Consider the following 21,379-nt stretch of genomic DNA (forward strand, 5'->3'; position numbering starts at 1 on the left):
CAATTTCTCTTGATACAGAAACTTGGAATCGAGGTGGGCGCGAATGTTGGGAACGAGCTCTTAGCTTGGCTCGTATGCTCAGGGCGGGAGCTGGCGATCGACTTACAGAAATGGAAGCTGCAATTTTTGATGCATTTTTAGCCGTGACAAGTGCCGATGGCTTCTTGGGTGTTTGGTTGGCTGATTTGCTTGAAACATATGAATTGGCTCGTGATAAAGGTTCAAGCATTGCTCAGAAACTCGAATTTCTGGCACAGAGTTTCGACGGGATGGGCGACCTACACCGTGCACGCGAGTATTTCAGCGCTTCAGCAGAATGGTTCAAACGCAATGGAGATGAATCAAAGGCGGCATCAATGATCGTGGCGTTGGCCGAGGGTTGGGTCAAAGAAGCGATATTCCAATGTTCTTCGGCAAATCCTAGCCATATGTTGGCCGCGACTTTTTATGAAAATGCCATACAAACCTATCGGACGATACCCCGATCCGAGCGTGCAGCATACCGTGTCGACGAACGTATCATCGAACTTCGCTCTCATTTGAACGATTCGGGAGAGAAATCATTAGCTGAGATGGGAATGATCAGTACACCTGGTATTGATCTTACGCAGCTGATTGAGAATTCTCGTGAAGCCGTGCGTGGAAAACCTCTTGTCGAAGCTTTGAGGGCATTTGCAAACCTTCATACTGGAGCAAAAGTAGATCAACTTCGCAAGGACGCACTCAAGCGCATGAGGCAGTTTCCTTTGCAATCTTTCTTCTCATCGACAATGATGAGTCCCGATGGTAGGGTAATTGCCAAAAAATCAGGAATGGGTCTGGACATTGAATCAGCTTCAGATGATGAGGCCAATATCTATCCAGAGATGATCCGAGACCACGGGATACTAGTCAGCATCGTCGTTCGAGGTGACATCTGGCCCGCACTTGAAGTTTTATTACTCGAACATCGCTTACGAGAAGCCGATTTTATAGGATTGGCTGGTCAATCGCCCATCGTACCCAAAGGGCGAGAACGCCTGTTTGGTAAGGCCTTGTTCTCCGGGTTCGACCGCGACTTCGTATCAGCTCTACATCTGTTGATTCCACAAATCGAACATATGGTACGAATACATCTTAAGCAAGCGGGGGCAAAAACTTCGAATCTCGATAAAGATGGCATAGAAAACGAGAATGGCTTGAGTACCTTAATAGATCTGCCTGAAGCTAAACGAGTGTTTGGTGAAGATTTGGCTTTCGAACTCAAGGCTCTTTTCTGCGATGCGTTTGGTCCAAACTTACGCAACGCACTCGCACATGGCCTGTTGGAAGAGGACGACTGTTACTCCGAGTTTGCCATTTACGCATGGTGGTTGGGTTTGAGGCTGATTTTTAACACTTGGTGGAATGCAGCGCAAAAAGATGCCAATCGTGGGGCTCAGGAAGACAACATTCCTTAGTGGCCGATGAATGAAATATCGGTATAACCTCATCAACGACAAGCAATGTCAGTTCACGAAAAACGTAATAGGTGACTATGACCGATAATCATAAACTTGCTGTCATTCGGAAAATTAATCGATAGTCTGCTTGGGGTCGAAAATCGTCAATCACCATCAACGATTCGGCAAAAGAAGGATAGCCGATTTCCAATTTTGCTTGAATTTGAATATCAATCTAGTCGTCGGGTACTGGCGAGCCTCGGCTTGGTACTAAATAAGGTCGGCATGGAGGCAAAAATGGTCGGCGCGGTTGTGCCGAAGATCGGCGAGGTAGTTCTGATACTCGCCGGGGTAGTTCGCCGGGTCGACGGGGTATTTCGGATACTCGACGAGGTACTTCCGAAACTGGAAAGGGTACTTCGGAAGTGCCTCTTCGACCTCCCGATGTGCCCCGTCGAGTATTTAGAAAGTCTCTGTGAGTTTTGGGGTAGTGCTTAAGCGACGGGGCTTTACGATTAGGCCTTTTTCACAAACTCCGATTTCAATTTCATCGCGCCAATACCGTCGATTTTGCAGTCAATGTCGTGGTCGCCGTCCACTAAACGAATGTTTTTAACCCGGGTGCCGACTTTTACGACCAGCGATGAGCCTTTTACTTTCAAGTCTTTAATCACTGTGACGGTATCGCCGTCTTGCAGTACGTTGCCGTTGGCATCTTTGATCACTTTAGTATCGTCGCCGCTGTCAGTGGCGGCATCGGCCGACCATTCGTGGGCGCAGTCCGGACAAATATTCATGGTGCCGTCGTTATAGGTGTATTCCGAGCCGCATTTCGGGCAATTGGGTAGATCGCTCATGGTTATTCCGTTGGGTTGATAAGCTGCGAGACAGCCGGGTTAATAAAAAGGCACCTCTAAGAATCCCGTGCCCTGGCGAGGTTGTCGTAAAAGCTCCCTCTCCCCGTGTACCCACTGGGCTTAAAGGAGAGGCTTGAAGGGGAAATTCTATTATCTCCCCTCATCCTAGCCTTCTCCCGGAGGGAAAAGGGACCGTTCTACGACGATTGCTCAGGAATAGGAAGGTTTCTTCGGTTTTTTAGAGGTAATACCATGCCTGCTCGCAGACATGGTGGTGTTATGGAAAAAATCAGGAATAGACGACGTGCGGTTTGCCGTCGCCGGCGACGATTTCGCCGATGCTGAACGCGGTTTCGCCTTGTTGTTTTAATATTTCCAGAGTAGCGGCTTCGTCTGCCGCCGCGACGCACACGATCATGCCGATGCCGCAGTTGAAGGTGACCAGCATATCGGCCAATTCGACATTGCCTTGTTGCTGTAGCCAAACGAAAATTTCCGGCAATTGCCAAGCGGATAGCTGTACATTGGCATTTAGGCCATTTGGCAATACGCGCGGCAGGTTTTCGGTGATGCCGCCGCCGGTGATGTGGGCCATCGCATGTACCGGCACGGTTTTCAGCAGTTCCAGCAAGGGTTTGACGTAGATGCGGGTCGGGGTCAGCAGGGTTTCGCCGAGCGGTTTGCCGTTGACGCTATCGCTCCAGGCCAGACCGCTGCGAGCGACGATTTTACGAATCAAGGAGTAGCCGTTGGAATGCGGACCTGACGAGGCCAGGGCGATCAGTTTGTCGCCGGCCTGCACTTGGCTGCCGTCGATGATGCGGTCTTTTTCGACGATACCGACGCAAAAGCCGGCCAAATCGTAATCGCCATCAGAGTACATACCGGGCATTTCTGCGGTTTCGCCGCCGACCAGCGCCGCGCCGGCTTGTTCGCAGCCTTTGCCTATGCCTTCAATAACGCTGGCGGCGGTGTCGACTTCCAGTTTGCCGGTGGCGAAATAATCCAGGAAAAACAGCGGCTCGGCACCTTGGACGATGATGTCGTTAACGCACATCGCAACCAGGTCGATACCGACGCTGTTGTGGATGTTTAAATCCAGCGCCAGTTTCAATTTGGTGCCGACGCCGTCGGTGCCGGACACCAAGACCGGCTGTTTGTAACGATCCAGCGGTAATTCGAACAGCGAACCGAAGCCGCCTAAACCGGCCATGACGCCCGCATTACGGGTTTTGGCCGCGATGGGTTTGATGCGCTCGACTAAAGCGTTGCCGGCTTCAATATCGACGCCCGCGCTCTTATAATTCAGGCGGTCTTGTTGTTGTTCGCTCAATGTCAGTCTCTCGTTAAAGTTAAGGTTGAACCGACCGATATTGTACTATAGTTCCCATTAATGCACTGTCAGGGTAGGCTTGTGGTCAAGGTTTTTATGAAGGGTAAATCCGGGTTTTTAAGGCTGTGCTTGTGGGGATTGCTATGCAACGCTCAGCTAGCGGATGCGGTGGAAGTCAAAGGCTTGTATGAGATTGAGTTGATAGCCAACAGTCAGTCAGCCGAGGATAGAACTGTGGCGATCAAACAGGCTATGTATGCGGTGTTGAGCCGGGTTCTGGTATCCGAGGATATTTCCAAAATTCCGGTGGTGCAGCAGGCCTTGAACAGCGCGCAGAACTACGTTAAGCAGTCGCAGTTTTCCTTGATTTCCACGGACGAACTGCCGGAGACCGAGGCTCGCTTGCTACGTGTACAGTTCGATGAGGATCAACTTATGGAAGTCATGCGCAAAAGCCAAGTGGGTATTTGGAGCGAGATCAGGCCGGAAACTTTGGTATGGCTGGTGGTCGATGACGAAGAAGGGCGGCGGTTTTACAACGCCGACAGCATGCCGGAATTGGAAAGCGCCTTGGCCTTCGCCTCAAAAATTAAAGGCGTGCCGATGATATATCCGATGCTGGATTTGGAAGAGCAACAAAAAATCTCGCTCAGCGAGGTGCTGAGCGCGGATTCCCGAAATTTATTAGCCGTGTCTGCCCGTTATGAAGTGACCTCCGTGATGGCCGGACGCATCGCTAAGAAAGGCAATTGCTGGCAGGGGGAATGGGCGTTTTATTTCGACGGTAAAATTAAACAGTGGAACAGCGCGTGTTTGCCTTTAAAAGGCGCGGTTGTCGCCGGCGTGCAGGGTGCTTACGATGTATTGTCCAATTACTACGGCGTTAAGCCGGAGACATCAGCCAATCACTAAGCTGTAAATGCCGTAAGCGCCGCCGTAAGAGGTTAAAAAATAAAACAGGGAAACGACCAGGCTGGCCGGGGTGTTTACCTGTAATACATCCTTGAAGATCCGGGCGATGATGGCCATGTCCCAGCTTAGAAACAGCGCCAGCGTCGTATAGCTGGGTGTGTCCTCTGCCACGGTTACCCAGAATACGATAGGGATCAGAAAGATCGCGACGACATTTTCGCAAAACAAAATGGCCGACGCGACTTGAATAAAAATGTTAAAGGTTCGATTCAGCAGTAACACCAAGGCGATGAAACCCAGGGTTAGTAAAGTCTCCAGCAACACCTCGAAGATGGTGTCGATGTCGTCTGACATGTTGAACTGGATAAAAAACACCGCGATAAAATAAAAAATCGCATTGTGTTTAAAAAAGCGCGTCGATTTGGGCAGGTCTAAAACAGAGACATTTAGCCAGCACAGCGGGAAATAATGTCTGATGATGTCCATAGCAAGGCACTCTCTTTAAGGTTTAGTTGTCCTCTTGATCGGCGTAGGGATATGCATCGTATTGGTTACGGTATTCCTGTTGCTGACTATGACTAAATTGATCGTTCAAGGCTTGTACCAGGTCCTTGCTCTGTTCAATAAGCGCATTCAGTTTTTTGCGGGTCTTTTTGTTTTTACCTACCGGATCGGTAATCGGCATCAAGATTCGCCAGAAACTCAGGCTTTTTTCAAACAAACCGGCCAAGTCTTCGGTGAGATTTAACTGCTTTTGGCGTTTATGCAATTGTTTGATCAGAAATTTGGCATGTACGCGGCTGACGACGATATGTAGTGGTGTCAATATGGCAATCAGCACGCCGATAATGGCCGGGCCGATTATCGGATCCAGCAGCAGTTCGAGGATGCCGACCGCTATTTCGGCAAACAACATGAGCATTGCCACAAAACCCAGTACGATCAGGGTCGAGGCATTGCTGCGATCTTTCCAAGTGGTCAACGCCTGTTCGACTTCCGGCATGATCACATCATCTACCGCGCGGATGCTGCTTTCCAGCGTGCCCAGTATCCGGTACGAGCGATCATTATTGATATTGTTGAAGCGCTGGTCGAAAACCGCTGTATCGCCGGCTTGCGACAACACCACGAACTGTCCTGTGTGGATGCCCAATTCCGCCAGACGTCTTTGCCAGGAAGCGGAAATTTCCTGACTTTTCGCCGCATCGATATTGATCTCCGAATGATCGATCACGAAAATGAATTTATTGGAATCTTGGTGGGCGACGATATTGGTCAGCGTGTCTTTGATCAGATCGGGATCGGCTTCGAATAAATCGTTAAACACCAAAACCAGATCGGAGATTTCTATCACATGATGCCGTAACAGGCTGATCACCGCACTTTCCGCGGCCGGGTTTAATACCGGTGTGTCGATAACCAGCTTGTTTTTCAGTTTGTTGCTGTTGGCGGTGACCAGTTCCAGGTAACTGTTGAGTTTGTTGCCTTCGCCAGCGGCAACCAGATCGATCTCGCGGCCAATTTGATAGAAAGGCAGGCGGTGGTCGGCATCCAATGCGGTGCCGGGCAGGGTGGCGGTATTAGCCTGCGGGGTGTATTGCAACACCGTAAATTTATGGCGGGCGGTATGCGCCTGGATACCCAGATAGCGAGTGATAAAATCGGATTTGGCTGGCGAATAACCGCCCAAGGTGCTGACGATAGGCCACCAGCTGGTTTTGCGCGCGGTAGTTTCTTCGTTATCGATCAAACCCAATTCGAATTCGATTTGATCCAGCTCCTGAAAAATCTTGGCGGTTTTTTGCAAAACCGGGTCGGTCGCCGCGAACTGTCGCTCCAAGTTAGTCAGGTGTTTACTTACCGTTTTATCCGCCATGAGATGTAAACCTTCTCTGCTTGTTATTGAGGTTAATCAGACGGCGGGGAGTATACACCGATGGCATTTAAACGGATAAAAAATCCTGCCGGTTTTGCATGGTGGCCGATGCCTTGAAATTGGGCCGCAATCCGCCGCTGCCGGCTTGCGGATTTAACCAATTTAGCGTTATTACGGCTTATTCCTTGATATCGAGTTCCTTGATTTTACGGGTCAGGGTGTTGCGTCCGTAGCCCAGTAGTAGCGCGGCTTCATGCTTTCTGCCGTGAGTATGATTCAAGGCGGCTTCGATCAACAAGGTCTCCAGCGTCGGAATGGCCTGTTTGGCGATATCCACTTTGCCGATAGCGAGCTGTTGCTTGACCCAGCTTTTAAACTGGCTTTCCCAATCGCCCGGTTTGGCTTCGCCCGACGGAGAATCGGCCGAGTTATGGGTGAGTTCGGGCGGTAAATCTTCGATATGAATTTCCCGGCCGGAGGCCATCACCGTCAGCCAGCGGCAGATATTCTCCAGTTGCCGGACGTTGCCGGGCCATTTCAAATTGCTTAAAAATGCTTCGGTTTCCGGTTTCAGCAATTTGATTTCGGTATTCAGTTCTTTCGCGCTTTGATATAGGTAATGCCGCATCAATAAGCCGATATCCTGGCGGCGCTCGCGCAACGGCGGGATATGAATTCGAATCACGTTCAAGCGATGAAACAAGTCTTCGCGAAACCGGCCTTGCGCGACCAGTGTTTCCAGGTCTTGATGGGTGGCGGCGATGATGCGGACATTCACCTTTACGGAAGTATGTGCGCCGACCGGATAAAACTCGTTGTCCGCTAAGACCCGTAACAAACGGGTTTGCAACTCGGCCGGCATGTCGCCGATCTCGTCCAAAAATAAGGTGCCGTTATTGGCTTGTTCAAAGCGGCCGATACGACGGGCTTGGGCGCCGGTGAATGCGCCTTTCTCGTGGCCGAACAATTCCGATTCCATCAGATCCTTTGGAATGGCCGCCATGTTCAAGGCGATGAACGGCTGTTCGGCGCGCGGGCTGTGGCGATGCAGAGCCTTGGCGACTAATTCCTTACCAGTGCCGGATTCACCGTTTATCAGCACCGTGATATGAGAACGCGCCAGCCGGCCTATCGCCCGAAATACTTCCTGCATGGCGGGCGCTTCGCCGATGATTTCCGGGGTTTCTTCAACGGTCGGGGGCGTTACCACGCTATCGCTTTGCCGTTGTTTGCTGTGGGCGCAGGCGCGTTGCACGGTTTCGACGACTTCCGTGACGTCGAAGGGTTTGGGTAGGTATTCGAACGCCCCTCCGTGAAACGCCGACACGGCGCTTTCCAGGTCGGAATGCGCCGTCATTACAATTACGGGCAGATCCGGATAACTATTTTGAATGTTGCGCAACAATTCGAAACCGTCCATACCCGGCATACGGATATCGGTGATCAGTACTTGCGGTAAACCGCCGGGTAGCGATTTCAGCAGCTCGTTGGCATTGGCAAAGCTTTGGGTATTAACGCCGGCTTTTTGCAAGGCTTTTTCAAGTACCCAGCGGATGGATTTGTCATCATCGACAATCCAGACCTTGTCAGGTATTTGCATGATTCGTCTCCAAAGGTAGGTATATGGAAAATACGGTGTTGCCCGGTTCGCTTTCGCATTCGATCAAGCCGTTATGTTGGTTGATCAAAGATTGAGCAATAGACAGGCCAAGTCCGGTGCCCTCTGCGCGGCCGGTAATCATCGGATAAAAAATTTGTCCCATCAGCTCGGGTTTGATGCCCGGGCCGTTGTCGATAATGTCGATTTTTACCGTCAGTTTGTAGCGTTTGCGGCCTATGGTCATATGCCGTTGCACGCGGGTTTTCATAGTAATCACACCGTGGTTTTGTACCGCCTGCACCGCGTTACGCACTATGTTAAGTATGGCTTGGATCAGCTGATTTTTGTCGGCGAAAATCTCAGGTATGCTCGGGTCGTAATTGGTATGCAGCATGATGCCGTGGCTGGCCTCCACCATTACCAAGTGTCTCACCCGTTCCAGCACTTCGTGGATATTCAACTGGCTTTTATGCGCCGGTTTGTTGGGGCCGAGCATTTTGTCCATCAAATCCTGCAAACGGTCGGATTCGGCAATGATGATTTGCGTATATTCCTTTAATTCCGGATCCTGTAATTCCAGGTCAAGCAATTGTGCCGCGCCGCGCAGGCCGCCCAGCGGGTTTTTGATTTCATGCGCCAGGCCGCGCACCAACATGCGGCTGGTATTTTGCTGGGCCAACAATTGTTCTTCTTTGGTGATCCGCAAATGCCTATCCACTTGTTGCAGTTCAATCAGGATTTCGTGTAATTGTCCGTCTTCCAATAAAGGCGTGGCACTAAGATTGACGGTAATCGATTGACTGAGCCGTTCTAGGATTAGTTCTCTATCGACTAGCGGCTCGTGCGCATATAAACGCGGTAATAAATCGTTAAACAACGTGTTATGCACGGTTTTGAATAATTTATGCGCGGATTGACCAAGCAAATGCTTGGCGCTGTCGGCTAGCAACATTTCGCCGGCGGGATTGATATAAGTCAGACGCAAATCCTTGTCGAACAGCAGGATTGCTTCGTTTAAGTGATCTAGTATCTTTTTGTGCACTGGATAGATGAAGTTCTAAGGGTTGGATTAGCTCAAGCAATATGTACGCCATAGCTGAAATTTGCCCGTTTACGCGCTTGGAAAACCAAAAAATGATGTTGCCTATCCATTTTAGTGCAAACCTCTGAGTGGGTGGTCTGTATTGGTGCGAAGTGGCTGGATGGTCGGAAATTATTGCCGCTAAAAAGTGTTTCGCACGTTAATTTTTGTCCGAAAAGCGGCATCGTTGGCTATTCGCCACCCGACATTAGGCAGCAAATTGTTTAAGAACGACTATTACGGAGCTTAATCGATGGTATATCCAATTAATACGAGGGGTTTCGAAATCACGTGCAAGGTGTTTTGGTGCACAAAGCCGCCCGATAGATATGAGTTGGCAGTACAGAAATATATCTATTGGGCTAATTCACATTAGCTGGATACCAGGGGTGGAGTTGTCCTGGGGCTATCAAGCTAGTGTTGGCACCGCATCGGTGGTGGTCAACATTCCTGTGGTGCGCGCGGTGTCCGATTGGTTAGTAAATGCTAAAACAGGAAAGCTGATGAGTTAGCCAAGGCTGAGTAGCTGGCCGTGGCTTTAAAATATCGGCGTGTGGCTTTTTATGCGCCATAATTGTGCGTCATTTCGAATAATGCACCAGAATATCCCTCTCAACAGGTTGGCCGCTTCACCGGATTTAGGCTGTAACTTTCTCAGCTCATTCAGGTATTTGCGATTTAATCCCCATTTAAAGCCGTTTTAAAGAATGGTTTTATGCGTTAAGACCCTGTTTGCATCTGTAGGGGCCTCGCTACCGCCGCATTCCGCAATTGACGAGATGTTCCGCGCTGATACCTTTCAAAACAACCATGGCATGCTCTCGCCAGATGTCTCCGTCAACATCGGTTTAAATAGCTATGCACCAGTTGTGTGCGTGTTTTGTCTGTGTAAAAGGGCGACGAGCAAGTGTGTTGGGAGAGGATGGAACGTTCAAGCCGCTTACGGGTCTATGTTCTCCCGGTTCTAGGAACCATGTTTGGGTTATCAGTGCTTTTTTAAATGGCGAGGATTTAGACGTCTGTCAGCCTCTGTTGCTAGCTTCCTGTGCGCCGGGTTTTGATGGGCAATTCGGTTAAAAGTCGTAATCGACGATTAGCGGTGCGTGATCGCTGAAACGTTGCTCTTTAAAAATGCTGGTTGCTCGAGCCTTGAGCGCGATGCCGGGGGTGGCGACTTGATAATCGATCCGCCAGCCGACATTCTTGGCCCAAGCTTGGCCGCGATTGCTCCACCACGTGTAGCATGCGTCGGTAGTATCTGGATGCAGGTAGCGATAGGTATCGACCCAGCCCAGTTCGTCGAATACTAGGCTCATCCAGGCCCGTTCCGCCGGCAAAAAACCGGAGTTTTTCTGGTTGCCGCGCCAGTTTTTCAAATCAGCTTCTTTATGGGCGATATTCCAGTCGCCGCAAATCACTACTTCGCGCCCGCTGGCTATTAGTGCGGCAAGATGCGGATAGAATCGCTCCATCACACTGAATTTAACGCTTTGCCGTTCTTCGCTGCTGGAACCGGATGGCAGATACAAGGAAATTACCGATAGGTTTCCGATTTGTACTTCCAAATAGCGCCCCTCGCTATCGATGTCGAGTTGGCCTAAACCTTCGATCACCTGATCGGCTGGTCGTTTACTGTAGATGCCTACACCGCTGTAGCCCTTCTTTTCCGCATAATGAAAATAACCGTGTAATCCGTTCGGCTTCAGCATGCCGGTTGTCATATCGCCAGCTTGGGCTTTGAGTTCCTGCATGCAGACAAAATCGGGATTTTGGGTTTCTAACCATTCGTAAAAGCCTTTGCTGGTAGCCGAACGAATGCCGTTGAGATTGGCGGAGATGATGCGGAGCATGGTTATTGGTTGGAATTTAGTCGTTAAATAGGCTATTTGAGGTGGTATGGCAAATATATCCGAGATAACTCGTCAATTTTATTCTGCAAAGCTCTCTATGGCTAAGTATGCCAATATTTGAAGGTGTGGCGAATCTTGCTGTTTTTTAAGTCAAGCAGTCCTGTAGGCGATTATTTTAAATCAATGATATTGGTTATGCTCTGCTAAAGTCCGGTAAGGATTGGTAACGTCGGTACGAGATCCGTTTGTGTCGGTTCAATTCTCTCTCTGAAGGGTCTTCGGCGGAATCGCCGTTTTCCGGCAACGCTTTGTCCGAGCTGTTTTCTTTCGCTATTACCTTGGTAACAAACAGCAGGCCGCCGACAAGGGGTGGGACTATTGCTATCTCGAACAACATTCTTGTCATGGCTTTTACCTCGGTGATGTTGAACGGATCATATGCAAACAGTTTTAGGTCTCGTTGGTTGGACTGTCAATTACTGATTTCTAAGAGATGGCATTCCTACGTTGCTATGCGCATCTGCTGAAATCGCATATTCCGGGCTACACTAAGAACTCGATTATTCAAGTTTTTAGGGCTAGCAGAAACTGGAAATATTGGAGTAGGGCAATGAAAACAACATTCGAAATCGGCGTTGCTATCGCGGCTTTTTTTATGTTTGGTCAGGCTGTAGCCGAACCGATGAAGTGTGTTGTCGGAGGAAAGACTATCTATACCGATGATATCGCGCGTTGCGCGAAAGGAATTGTTAAACCAATTAACGGTAGCGTGTTGATTTCAGCCGCGCCCAGGAATGCGCTGGATCAAAATAGCAAGTCGAAATCGGCGTTCGGCTTACCGTTTGGTTTGAATGGGGTTCTAGATCATTTCGGTTTAAGTCAGAAAGAAGTGGAAGATGGCTGGAAAACCGTGATGGATGCTCATAAGCGCGGTTCATGGCAGGAGCCGGTGATACCCGACGAGGCGAAATAGATGCATAAAAAAGCCGGGTTTGTTCCCGGCTTAATGTTTTAAACTAACGGTGTGGGACTAATTATCGAGTCTTTTCCGGCGATTCTTGAGTGAGAACAGACCTAAACTTGTAGCGAATAACCAAATCGCGCTAGGAACAGGGACTGCCGACACGGCGGAAATTTTCGTGGAAAAGTAAGCTAGGCTATCGGTATGTTCATCGCCAGCCCAGATCCATGTCGCTGCGGAAGAAATATTCGGGCGGCTACCCCAAGGACTTGCACCATTCGATCCGAGCTGGGTTAATGAAGCTAAATAGCTTTGTCCCCAACCCGTATTATTACCGTGCCAATCACTGGTGTTAGTGGTTAATGACGAACTGTTATTGCTAAATACATGTTCAGTGCCTGTTAAGGAAAATTGTCCGAGAAAACCGGCAATGACGCCTTGGTCATAGCCACGAACATGCAGATAATAATCAACTCCGGCAATTAAATATGCGGTGTCTTGAAAAGTAGTGGTCCAATCGTTACCGCTACCAAAGGAAACACCTTGCTCATTGTCATTAGTGGCAAGATAAATTTCGTAGCCATTGTCCATACTGATGCTGGAGTTCAGTTGGGTAATAACCACCGAAGCGCTTGCAACGCTTGCGGAACAAATTAGTAATAAGGTTACAGCAATGTTTGTGATGAATCTATTTTTCATTAATTGTTTCCAAATAGTTATTGTTTAGACCGGATACATTAGACTTGCTTATTGATTTGGCAACAATTGCACAAAGGTCGCAGTACGGGTTTTAATGCTCGATGCCTGTAAAATGCAGATATCCAGGAGGCTTAAAAATAGGGAGCATTTTGTTTGTCGGGCTTTGCCCTGTCGATTACATCTTCCCCTCTTAGTTTGAATGGGGATTGTGAAATATTTTTTTATGTTCGTGCCGGGTAAGGGATAACAGCGCATTTATAAAATCAGGAATAAAACAAATCGAAAAGGCCATAATGGCAATTGCCACGTCCGAATGATTGTTGCCGGCTGTTTCAACGATATATAGCGCCAAACTCCCACTTAATAAATATTGCCAATTCATCACCCACCTCCATTCAATTTATTCGCGTGGAACCAATTATTCAGTTTTCCCAAATTGATGCTGTATAACGCCTCGCAGTTTTGATGGCGTCAGCCCGGATTAATTACGGATATGCGGAGTAACTCTCATTGGGCGCCCGGCCAAGTTAAACTGAGCAACTCGCCGACATCAAAGTCGAACGGAGAGACTATAAAAGCAAGCTATGGGTATTGACCAGTCAACGTTTTACAATCTGCGGGACGCTAAAGCGGCCGCCAAACAAAAGCCGGCAAACCTTCCACGGCTACCGGCGTTTTTTTTGCGATTCGACTATATTAAACCTCGCTGGATATACAACAGTGGTCTGCTGTTGCTGGGGGTCAGAGAAGAGTCAAACCGGCCGTACGTGGTGGCAAGGGCTGAGGGTTAAGGCTCACTTTGGACAGTGTGCTGGTTATGCTGCTAAACCAAGGGTCTGGTGTTGGGGCTGGTCTAGGCCAAGTTCCTGGTGCAACGGTTCCGCACCATCCACCGGAAACGGCCTCAATTTCTTCGGCCGTCAGCACGCTAAAATTATTATCTGCGATTATGTTCATCTCGAATTCTCCAAAAACAAAGTTACTATCGGTCAGTCCGCTTCCGGTCGAGACATCCTTGAGTTTTATGTCGACACCAGAACACGGACGAGTGCTTGCTGGTCAAACTCGGCGTCAAATCGATGTGGGGTAATTAGACTTCCTTCAGACCAGTTGGCAAGTTCATTCTATTGATGCGGCAAACGCTACGGTATGTACTTGTCCGCCTGTGTTGAGGTAATTATGCATAGAAGAGAGTGCAAAAAGCCTGCGCCCTCAGTCCGCATTGAATGTAACGTGTCAACATCCTAGGCTAGAGCATCAATATTTTTGCCATTTCTCCAGCCATAATCGTTAATCGTGAAGGTTGCTGGCTCTATGAAACGGCGCATCATTCCTTCGGCACATAAAGAATGTGGCGTTTGGTATCGGCTTGATTAATCGGGAATGTTGGTTGTGATGTGACTCCATGCCTCTTGCTTCGTTCGCAATTGAAATAAACCGCCATATCGGCCGGTTATTAAAGGATGCTCAAAAAATAACTCAAAAAGGGCAAAGTTAAAGGCTTCAATGGGTTTTACTGGGAATGCTTGGGGCACAAAAAACCCCGCGAAGCCTTGAGATTTGCGGGGTTTTGGATTGGTCTGGCCTGTCTGAAACAGGCTTAACCGTTATAGGCTATAGTACATATCCAACTCAACAGGGTGAGTGCTCATGCGTAGACGAGTCACATCTTCTTGTTTCAGGGCAATGTAGCCGTCGATTACGTCGTCGGTGAATACGCCGCCACGAGTCAAGAACTCACGGTCTGCATCCAGGGCGGCCAATGCTTCGTCCAAAGAGAAAGCGACTTGCGGGATCGCTTTTTCTTCTTCTGGTGGCAAGTCATACAAGTCTTTATCCATCGCTTCGCCTGGGTGAATCTTGTTTTGGATACCGTCAAGACCCGCCATCAACATGGCAGAGAATGCCAAGTATGGGTTAGCAGTGGAGTCAGGGAAACGTACTTCGATACGGCGACCTTTTGGGTTGGTGACGTAAGGAATACGGATAGACGCAGAGCGGTTACGCGCTGAATAAGCCAGCATCACCGGCGCTTCGAACCCTGGAACCAGACGTTTGTAGCTGTTGGTTGAAGGGTTGGTAATCGCGTTCAATGCTTTAGCGTGTTTGATGATCCCGCCGATGTAGTACAGCGCGGTTTCAGACAGGCCGCCATACAGGTTACCTGTGAACAGGTTAACGCCGCCTTTTGCCAGCGATTGGTGAACGTGCATACCGCTACCGTTGTCGCCTACCAGTGGTTTAGGCATGAATGTGGCTGTTTTGCCGTAGGCGTGAGCGATGTTGGCGATCACGTATTTCAAGCCCAGTACTTCGTCGGCTTTTTTAACCAGTGTGTTGAATTTAACGCCGATTTCACATTGGCCGGCAGTTGCCACTTCGTGGTGGTGAACTTCGACGGTTTGGCCGATTTCTTCCAGAACCAAGCACATTGCAGAGCGCATGTCTTGGAAAGAGTCGACTGGCGGTACAGGGAAATAACCACCTTTAACGCCTGGACGGTGACCGATGTTGCCGTTTTCGTAAACTTTTTCGGAGTTCCAGCCGGCTTCTTCGGAATCGATACTGTAAGAGCAGCCGCCCATGCCAGTGTTCCAGCGTACGTCGTCGAAAATGAAGAATTCGTTTTCAGGGCCGAAGAACGCGGTGTCGGCGATACCGGTAGATTGCAAATAAGCTTCGGCACGCTTGGCGATGGAGCGTGGATCGCGCGCATAGCCTTGCATATCTTTAGGTTCGATAATGTCGCAACGCAAGATCAGGGTTTTGTCGTCGAAGAAAGGATCGATAACCGCAGTGCTTGGATCCGGCATCAGAATCATGTCTGATTCGTTGATGTGTTTCCAGCCGGCGATGGATGAACCATCGAACATGTTACCTTCTTCAAAGGTGTCTTCGTCGATAGTGTGTGCTGGAAAAGTAACGTGTTGCTCTTTACCGCGGGTGTCGCAGAAGCGGAAATCGACAAATTTTACGTCGTTTTCTTGGATTAATTTCAGAACGTGATCAACAGACATTAGTGAGGGTCTCCGTAGGTTGTAGTTGTTTTGGTTGAGAAGCTAAAACGGTTTAACAATATCATCAAACGCAGTAAAGAGCTATAACAAACCTAGCCTCCAACCGTGTGTTGGAGGCGCGTTTATTTTTATCTAAAAGATTTTCAATTTAGCCATTTAGAAAGTGACTACGGCATCGGCCGAGAACAGGAATTGGGTTCTATTGTTTCCAATGCCATTTGCGTCAACACCAAACACTTTTTGATCAGAGTAATCCAAACGCATGTTAGGTCTTAAACTTAACCATTTGGCTGGTTTGTAGTTTAAGCCAACAGTCAATTCGTAATAGTTTGTTCCGGGAGTTGGTACGCTGAAATTGCCGTTGCCACTCATCCAGCCGTTGCAAGAGCCGCCAGTGACGTTATACGCGGCGCCATTACCGCCGTAAGTGTTGACGCCTGCGACGCAACGGCCCGCACCGTTAACACGGTAGCCGTTGTTGTCGCGGAACCATTCCGCCCTGACACCGGCGCTCAATTTGTCGGTAGCATCATAAATCAGGTAGGAATTGATGCCGTACCATTCGGCATTTTGCAGGTTGCTGTTAGTCATGCCGGCAGCAACTGCATTGATGCCATTGGCGGTTATGACTTTCTCAGCAAAGCCGTGATCGTGTTGAATGATGAAATGCAGTTTGTCGGTGAAGTTGTGTTTACCGACTAAGCTGTAGATGCCCCATAGGTTATTGTTGTTGTCTGCTTGTCGACCCAGGGTGGTGGTTAAATTTAAAGATGTGCCGGCGTCATCGCTAGTCCAGGTACCGCCGCCTAACCATGACCAGGTTCCCAGGTTGCGATCGAAGTTACCATCCCAGCCGCCAGTGGCGCTGCCGGTAACCGCGCCTGCCATTACGCTCCAATTGCTGTTCAGACTGTATGTGCCGTAAGCGCCGGTGTGAGTGAAAGGCTCGCCATATTGCATCGTATATGGTTTAGAAACCATAAAGTTGTCGGGCGATGTAACCACTTCATAGCCCAATGGGGTGTAAAAATGGCCGACTTTAAGATCAATACCGCTACCTACAGGTAAATTGAATTCCGCATAAGCGTTAGGCAATGCGATGCCGTAATTTTGGTCGCCTGATAAATGTAAATCCCAGTTGCCACGTGGCGCGGCTGCACCCGTTAACGGATTGAAAGCAGGGTTGCCGTATGCTTGGGTGAAAATGGCATCGGAGCCGTACATAAAATCAACCCGACCGCCCCAATCGAAACTATCACCACCCACTGTAATCGCTTTTTGCAGATAGAAATTCAATTGGTTCATTTGGAACTGCGAATCTCTGTCTTGAAATGTCACGGGACCGTTAAAGCCATTGTGCGTGGAGTTAGCATTCACGCTTACGCTCGTTTCCAGCCAGCCGCCGAACTTCAGATTATGATCTTTCATAAACTTCGCTTCATTCGGATCAATCCCGGCGGCACCAAGCAGGCCGGATGCTTCTGTCCAGCTCTCCGCGCTAGCCGCTGCGCTGCAAATCACCAACACACTCGCTAAGTAAGCGCGGGTGTGTGGTTTTGTTAACGTTATGTTGTTTCTCATGGTGGTTATCCCCTAGGGTCAGTGACTACTGGAAATTATTTAGCATTTTTTAGGCCAGATTCGATTTATTAAAAATCAACAAGATAAGCTCCATATGTAGGCTAGTTCATGAATCGCAATGGTGCAAATTCTTTTTGTTGCACCAATGTGATGCGATGTTGCTGTGTTGCTACAAGGCCTTGGTTTTTATAATGGAAATGAAGCCAAACAGGTGTATCAAGGCTTGCAGCAAGGGCTTGAGTTGCAATGGTGCAATCCTTTGGTGCGCGCACCAATAGAGTGCGATTCTATTGTGCTTTTAGGGCGGGGGTTTAATAAATCGTTAAAAATCATGCAAATAAATAATGGCATGCATCATGCTTTGCTTGTTTCGGGAATTTACTAACTCAAGCAAAGAGGTGTTGAACTATGAAACTGATAACAGCGGTGGTTAAGCCGTTTAAGCTGGACGACGTGCGCGAAGCGTTGTCGGATATCGGTGTATCTGGCGTAACGGTTACTGAAGTAAAAGGCTTTGGTCGGCAGAAGGGCCATACGGAACTGTATCGCGGTGCCGAATATGTGGTGGATTTTTTACCCAAGGCAAAAATAGAGGTAGCGGTTGCGGATGCTTTGCTTGAGCAAGCCGTAGAAGCGATTGTGAAAGTAGCCAATACCGGAAAGATCGGCGATGGCAAAATTTTTGTAACCGATCTGGAACAGGTGGTTCGGATTAGAACCGGCGAATCCGGCGAAGAAGCTCTTTAATATCAAGATGGGGAAACGAACAATGAAATATTTAACAGGCATGGCGCTGTTCGCGCTGTTTGGACTCTCGGGCGTGGCGTTTGCGGAAGAAGTAGCCGCGCCTGCCGTGCAAGCTACCGTCAATAAAGGCGATACCGCATGGATGATAGTGGCGACCATATTGGTGGCCTTGATGGTAATTCCCGGATTGGCGCTGTTTTATGGCGGCATGGTGCGCGCCAAGAATATGTTGTCTATTCTGATGCAAGTCTTTGTAATCTTTTCTTTGTCGGCACTGTTGTGGGCTACTTACGGTTATAGTGTGGCCTTTACCGAAGGCAACGCGTTCTTCGGCGGCTTTAGTAAGGCTTTCCTGAAGGGCATTACCCCGGATTCGATGGCGGCGACTTTCAGTAAAGGCGCCTATGTGCCGGAATTCATTTACGTGGCGTTTCAGCTAACGTTTTCGGCTATCACACCGGCATTGATCATCGGCGCATTTGCCGAGCGGGTTAAATTTTCGGCGGTACTGTTGTTTACCGTGATTTGGTTTAGCTTCTGCTATTTGCCGATGGCGCATATGGTTTGGTATTGGGCCGGTCCGGATGCTTATACCGACGCCGCCGCCGCGGAAACCGCCGGTGCGACTGCAGGCTTTCTGTTCCAAAAAGGCGCCTTGGATTTTGCGGGCGGCACCGTGGTACATATTAACGCGGGTATTGCTGGCTTGGTTGGTTGCTTGATGATAGGCAAACGTATCGGCTACGGTAAGGAATTCATCGCACCGCACAGCGTAACCATGAACATGATAGGTGCGTCCTTGCTGTGGATAGGCTGGTTCGGATTCAATGCCGGTTCCAACCTGGAAGCCAACGGCTTGGCGGCATTGGTCTTCGTCAACACTTTATTGGCAGCCGCCGCGGCGACATTGGCTTGGATGGGGGCGGAATGGGCCGTGCGCGGTAAACCAAGTATGTTGGGTGCTACTTCCGGCGCGGTTGCCGGTTTGGTCGCGATTACCCCTGCTTGCGGTTGGTCAGGGCCGATGGGAGCTATCGGTTTGGGTCTAGTGGTCGGCGCGGTTTGCTTCTGGTCGGTAACCTTTTTAAAGCACGCATTGAACTACGACGACTCGCTGGACGCGTTTGGCGTGCATGGGGTGGGCGGTATCATCGGTGCCTTGGGTACCGCAGTGGTTGCCAGCCCAGATTTGGGTGGTACTGGGGTATGGGATTACGTGACCAACGCGACCTTGCCTGACTACAGCGTATTGACGCAACTTACCAGCCAAGCCTGGGGTGTCGGTGTTGCGATTGTTTGGTCCGGTGTCGTCTCTTTCGTGGCATTCAAAATTGCCGACGTGGCCTTGGGGCTGCGCGTCAGCGAAGCTACCGAGCGTGAAGGTCTGGATGTCACCGAACATGGCGAAACCGCTTATCACGTATAGGATCGAACGCTGCGGTTAACGCGAAAAAAACGGGTGGTCGGCGATGGCTGCCCGTTTTTGTTATCATAAAGCACAACTTTGGTGCTTTTGCCCGTGTAAATTGTAGTTTTTAGTGGATTTACTTATTATTTTTTTGGCGGCAAACAGTGGCGAAACAGCTTTTTAATCATTCGAATTTGGGGATAGCATGAAATTAATTACAGCGATTATCAAACCATTCAAGCTGGACGACGTCAGGGAAGCTTTGTCCGAGATCGGCGTGGCCGGCGTGACTGCAACTGAAGTCAAAGGTTTTGGTAGGCAAAAAGGCCATACCGAGTTATATCGCGGCGCCGAATATGTCGTGGATTTTCTGCCCAAGGTCAAACTGGAAATCGCTGTCGCGGATCATGTGGTCGACCAAGCTGTCGAAACTATCGTCAAGGCCGCCAATACCGGTAAAATCGGCGATGGGAAAATTTTTGTGACAAATCTGGAGCAGATCATCCGCATTAGAACCGGCGAGACCGGAGAAGACGCTATCTAAGTCTTCAAGACAAAAAATAAAAAGCGGTAAAACATCAAAAATCGCCCTGGTCTGCGAGTTATTCGCAGACCAGGGCGATTTTGTCGTTTATAGCCTGCTTAATAATGACAACACACCATCATTTCGTGATAGACAATGACAACAATAACAAGAGCGCTGATGCTGATGGCATTCAGTCTGATATTGCCGGAGCAGGCTTGGGCCGACGGCATTAACCAGGCCAATACGGCCTGGGTTTTAACTTCCACCGCACTAGTACTGTTCATGACCATTCCCGGCTTGTCGCTATTTTACGGCGGCTTGGTTAGAAGCAAGAACGTACTGTCAGTGCTGATGCAGTGCTTTGCGATTACCTGCCTGGTTTCGATATTGTGGCTGGCTGGCGTTTACAGCTTCGTGTTTGCCGACGGCGGCAGCTGGCAACAATTTTTGGGCGGGGGCAGTAAGATTTTTCTACCCGAAATGGGCACGCAAAACCTGATTGGCGATATTCCGGAAACCGTGTTTTTCATGTTCCAAATGACGTTCGCGATTATTACCCCGGCGTTGATCGTCGGCGCTTTTGCCGAACGGATGAAGTTTTCGGCGATGTTGTGGTTTAGCGGCCTTTGGCTGATCGTGGTGTATATGCCGATTTGCCACTGGATCTGGGGCAATGGTTGGCTGGCGGTTTTGGGAGCCAAGGATTTTGCCGGCGGGATTGTGATTCACGTCAACGCAGGAGTTGCTTCCCTGGTAGCGGCATTGGTATTGGGGCGTCGGAAGGGTTTTCCGACTGTGGCGATGCCGCCGCACAATATGACCATGGTCGTCACCGGCGCCGGGATGCTTTGGTTCGGCTGGTTCGGTTTCAATGGCGGCAGCGCCTTGAAAGCCGATGGCAGCGCCGGCATGGCGATTGCCGTAACCCATATTGCCGCCGCTGCCGGTGCTTTGACCTGGATGACCATTGAGTGGCTGCGTTTTGGTAAGCCCAGCGTATTGGGTATCGTCACCGGCATGGTGGCAGGCTTGGGTACCATTACGCCGGCTTCGGGGTTTGTCGGGCCGATAGGTGGACTGGCGATCGGCGTCGTGGCTGGTGTGGTGTGTTTTTACGCCACGCAATTTGTCAAACGGCGTTTAAAAATCGACGATTCTTTAGACGTCTTTCCGGTACATGGCGTTGGCGGTTGCGTGGGGTCGATTTTGACTGGCGTATTCGCTGCCGAAAGCTTCGGCGGTTTGGGTTTGAACGGTATTAGCATTGCCGAGCAAGTCGGTGTGCAAGCACTGGCGGTACTGGTGACAGCTGCCTGGAGCGCGTTATTCAGTTATGTCTTGTTGAAACTGATCGATATTTGCATCGGTCTGCGCGTTAGCGAGGACGAAGAGCAACAAGGTCTGGATATCGTGCTGCACGAAGAAACCGGTTACCACAATCTGTAAACATTAGCCGTTAAACTATTGGCTTTTCATAATGGGCAGGGCGGTTAGCCAATCTGCCCGCATC

The 21,379-nt window shown here is 49.5% G+C and carries 19 protein-coding genes; 8 read left to right on the plus strand and 11 right to left on the minus strand.

From position 1 onward, the window contains the following. Positions 1 to 74 precede the first annotated feature (74 nt). Positions 75 to 1,439: a DUF4209 domain-containing protein gene (locus ACH50O_RS01750; protein WP_446812102.1), complete on the plus strand. Its 1,365-nt coding sequence runs from the start codon at positions 75 to 77 to the stop codon at positions 1,437 to 1,439. Positions 1,440 to 1,936: 497 nt separating this feature from the next. Here the strand turns inward: ACH50O_RS01750 and ACH50O_RS01755 are convergent, their stop codons facing one another. Both ACH50O_RS01755 and purM read right to left on the minus strand, forming a co-directional pair. After that, positions 1,937 to 2,278: a zinc ribbon domain-containing protein YjdM gene (locus ACH50O_RS01755; RefSeq protein ID WP_446810341.1), complete on the minus strand. Its 342-nt coding sequence runs from the start codon at positions 2,276 to 2,278 to the stop codon at positions 1,937 to 1,939. Between the two features lie 289 nt (positions 2,279 to 2,567). Continuing rightward, positions 2,568 to 3,611 carry a phosphoribosylformylglycinamidine cyclo-ligase gene (gene purM, locus ACH50O_RS01760; RefSeq protein ID WP_446810342.1) on the minus strand — a complete coding sequence of 348 codons (1,044 nt, stop codon included), beginning with the start codon at positions 3,609 to 3,611 and terminating at the stop codon, positions 2,568 to 2,570. Positions 3,612 to 3,707: 96 nt separating this feature from the next. On the opposite strand from purM, the gene ACH50O_RS01765 reads away from it, so the two are divergent. Then, positions 3,708 to 4,523: a DUF2066 domain-containing protein gene (locus ACH50O_RS01765; protein ID WP_446810343.1), complete on the plus strand. Its 816-nt coding sequence runs from the start codon at positions 3,708 to 3,710 to the stop codon at positions 4,521 to 4,523. Here ACH50O_RS01765 and ACH50O_RS01770 read toward each other — a convergent pair. From ACH50O_RS01770 to ACH50O_RS01795, 6 genes are all read right to left on the minus strand, one after another. Beyond that, complete coding sequence (locus tag ACH50O_RS01770) at positions 4,509 to 5,009, minus strand: hypothetical protein (RefSeq protein WP_446810344.1); 501 nt, start codon at positions 5,007 to 5,009, stop codon at positions 4,509 to 4,511. The two genes, ACH50O_RS01765 and ACH50O_RS01770, sit on opposite strands and share 15 nt — an antisense overlap. Before the next feature lie 22 nt (positions 5,010 to 5,031). Next, complete coding sequence (locus ACH50O_RS01775; protein ID WP_446810345.1) at positions 5,032 to 6,399, minus strand: hypothetical protein; 1,368 nt, start codon at positions 6,397 to 6,399, stop codon at positions 5,032 to 5,034. Positions 6,400 to 6,577: 178 nt separating this feature from the next. Beyond that, positions 6,578 to 7,999, minus strand: coding sequence for a nitrogen regulation protein NR(I) (gene ntrC, locus ACH50O_RS01780; protein ID WP_446810346.1), 1,422 nt, complete (start codon positions 7,997 to 7,999; stop codon positions 6,578 to 6,580). Beyond that, a complete protein-coding gene (glnL, locus tag ACH50O_RS01785; RefSeq protein WP_446810347.1) occupies positions 7,986 to 9,041 on the minus strand; it encodes a nitrogen regulation protein NR(II) in 1,056 nt (351 codons plus the stop codon). The genes ntrC and glnL overlap by 14 nt, the downstream gene beginning before the upstream one ends. Before the next feature lie 1,112 nt (positions 9,042 to 10,153). Beyond that, on the minus strand, positions 10,154 to 10,930 hold the full coding sequence (locus ACH50O_RS01790; RefSeq protein WP_446810348.1) for an exodeoxyribonuclease III: 777 nt from the start codon (positions 10,928 to 10,930) through the stop codon (positions 10,154 to 10,156). A 193-nt stretch (positions 10,931 to 11,123) separates the two neighbouring features. Further along, positions 11,124 to 11,336 carry a hypothetical protein gene (locus tag ACH50O_RS01795; RefSeq protein ID WP_446810349.1) on the minus strand — a complete coding sequence of 71 codons (213 nt, stop codon included), beginning with the start codon at positions 11,334 to 11,336 and terminating at the stop codon, positions 11,124 to 11,126. 204 nt (positions 11,337 to 11,540) lie between these two features. Here ACH50O_RS01795 and ACH50O_RS01800 point away from each other — a divergent pair, with 204 nt between their 5' ends. Continuing rightward, positions 11,541 to 11,903, plus strand: coding sequence for a hypothetical protein (locus ACH50O_RS01800; protein ID WP_446810350.1), 363 nt, complete (start codon positions 11,541 to 11,543; stop codon positions 11,901 to 11,903). 57 nt (positions 11,904 to 11,960) lie between these two features. Here the strand turns inward: ACH50O_RS01800 and ACH50O_RS01805 are convergent, their stop codons facing one another. The 3 genes from ACH50O_RS01805 to ACH50O_RS01815 all read right to left on the minus strand — a co-directional run bounded on the left by ACH50O_RS01805 (position 11,961) and on the right by ACH50O_RS01815 (position 17,188). Further along, a complete protein-coding gene (locus tag ACH50O_RS01805; protein WP_446810351.1) occupies positions 11,961 to 12,590 on the minus strand; it encodes a PEP-CTERM sorting domain-containing protein in 630 nt (209 codons plus the stop codon). 1,607 nt (positions 12,591 to 14,197) lie between these two features. After that, a complete protein-coding gene (glnA, locus tag ACH50O_RS01810; protein ID WP_446810352.1) occupies positions 14,198 to 15,607 on the minus strand; it encodes a glutamate--ammonia ligase in 1,410 nt (469 codons plus the stop codon). A gap of 156 nt (positions 15,608 to 15,763) precedes the next feature. Next, the gene (locus ACH50O_RS01815) at positions 15,764 to 17,188 is read right to left on the minus strand and encodes a porin (RefSeq protein ID WP_446810353.1); all 1,425 of its coding nucleotides are present in this window, start codon (positions 17,186 to 17,188) and stop codon (positions 15,764 to 15,766) included. A gap of 163 nt (positions 17,189 to 17,351) precedes the next feature. Between ACH50O_RS01815 and ACH50O_RS01820 the strand changes: the two genes are divergently transcribed. The 5 genes from ACH50O_RS01820 (at position 17,352) to ACH50O_RS01840 (ending at position 21,315) form a co-directional block, all read left to right on the plus strand. Then, positions 17,352 to 17,573, plus strand: a complete 222-nt coding sequence (locus ACH50O_RS01820; RefSeq protein WP_446810354.1) for a hypothetical protein — start codon at positions 17,352 to 17,354, stop codon at positions 17,571 to 17,573. Between the two features lie 23 nt (positions 17,574 to 17,596). Beyond that, entirely contained in the window at positions 17,597 to 17,935 is a 339-nt protein-coding gene (locus tag ACH50O_RS01825) for a P-II family nitrogen regulator (protein ID WP_020485491.1), read from the plus strand. Between the two features lie 22 nt (positions 17,936 to 17,957). Continuing rightward, positions 17,958 to 19,361: an ammonium transporter gene (locus ACH50O_RS01830; protein ID WP_446810355.1), complete on the plus strand. Its 1,404-nt coding sequence runs from the start codon at positions 17,958 to 17,960 to the stop codon at positions 19,359 to 19,361. Positions 19,362 to 19,548: 187 nt separating this feature from the next. After that, positions 19,549 to 19,887 (plus strand): P-II family nitrogen regulator, encoded by a 339-nt coding sequence (locus ACH50O_RS01835; RefSeq protein ID WP_196435702.1) that lies wholly within the window; start codon positions 19,549 to 19,551, stop codon positions 19,885 to 19,887. 135 nt (positions 19,888 to 20,022) lie between these two features. Beyond that, on the plus strand, positions 20,023 to 21,315 hold the full coding sequence (locus tag ACH50O_RS01840) for an ammonium transporter (RefSeq protein ID WP_446810356.1): 1,293 nt from the start codon (positions 20,023 to 20,025) through the stop codon (positions 21,313 to 21,315). Positions 21,316 to 21,379 lie beyond the last annotated feature (64 nt).

Source organism: Methylomonas sp. 2BW1-5-20 (genome assembly GCF_052474515.1).

What these genes read in the sequence shown, in the direction of transcription:
- ACH50O_RS01750 (WP_446812102.1), top strand. Translation starts at nt 75, where the DNA reads ATGCTCAGGGCGGGAGCTGGCGATCGACTTACAGAAATGGAAGCTGCA.
- ACH50O_RS01755 (WP_446810341.1), bottom strand. Translation starts at nt 2,278, where the DNA reads ATGAGCGATCTACCCAATTGCCCGAAATGCGGCTCGGAATACACCTAT.
- ACH50O_RS01765 (WP_446810343.1), top strand. Translation starts at nt 3,708, where the DNA reads ATGAAGGGTAAATCCGGGTTTTTAAGGCTGTGCTTGTGGGGATTGCTA.
- ACH50O_RS01770 (WP_446810344.1), bottom strand. Translation starts at nt 5,009, where the DNA reads ATGGACATCATCAGACATTATTTCCCGCTGTGCTGGCTAAATGTCTCT.
- ACH50O_RS01775 (WP_446810345.1), bottom strand. Translation starts at nt 6,399, where the DNA reads ATGGCGGATAAAACGGTAAGTAAACACCTGACTAACTTGGAGCGACAG.
- ntrC (WP_446810346.1), bottom strand. Translation starts at nt 7,999, where the DNA reads ATGCAAATACCTGACAAGGTCTGGATTGTCGATGATGACAAATCCATC.
- ACH50O_RS01790 (WP_446810348.1), bottom strand. Translation starts at nt 10,930, where the DNA reads ATGCTCCGCATCATCTCCGCCAATCTCAACGGCATTCGTTCGGCTACC.
- ACH50O_RS01795 (WP_446810349.1), bottom strand. Translation starts at nt 11,336, where the DNA reads ATGACAAGAATGTTGTTCGAGATAGCAATAGTCCCACCCCTTGTCGGC.
- ACH50O_RS01800 (WP_446810350.1), top strand. Translation starts at nt 11,541, where the DNA reads ATGAAAACAACATTCGAAATCGGCGTTGCTATCGCGGCTTTTTTTATG.
- ACH50O_RS01805 (WP_446810351.1), bottom strand. Translation starts at nt 12,590, where the DNA reads ATGAAAAATAGATTCATCACAAACATTGCTGTAACCTTATTACTAATT.
- glnA (WP_446810352.1), bottom strand. Translation starts at nt 15,607, where the DNA reads ATGTCTGTTGATCACGTTCTGAAATTAATCCAAGAAAACGACGTAAAA.
- ACH50O_RS01815 (WP_446810353.1), bottom strand. Translation starts at nt 17,188, where the DNA reads ATGAGAAACAACATAACGTTAACAAAACCACACACCCGCGCTTACTTA.
- ACH50O_RS01825 (WP_020485491.1), top strand. Translation starts at nt 17,597, where the DNA reads ATGAAACTGATAACAGCGGTGGTTAAGCCGTTTAAGCTGGACGACGTG.
- ACH50O_RS01830 (WP_446810355.1), top strand. Translation starts at nt 17,958, where the DNA reads ATGAAATATTTAACAGGCATGGCGCTGTTCGCGCTGTTTGGACTCTCG.
- ACH50O_RS01835 (WP_196435702.1), top strand. Translation starts at nt 19,549, where the DNA reads ATGAAATTAATTACAGCGATTATCAAACCATTCAAGCTGGACGACGTC.
- ACH50O_RS01840 (WP_446810356.1), top strand. Translation starts at nt 20,023, where the DNA reads ATGACAACAATAACAAGAGCGCTGATGCTGATGGCATTCAGTCTGATA.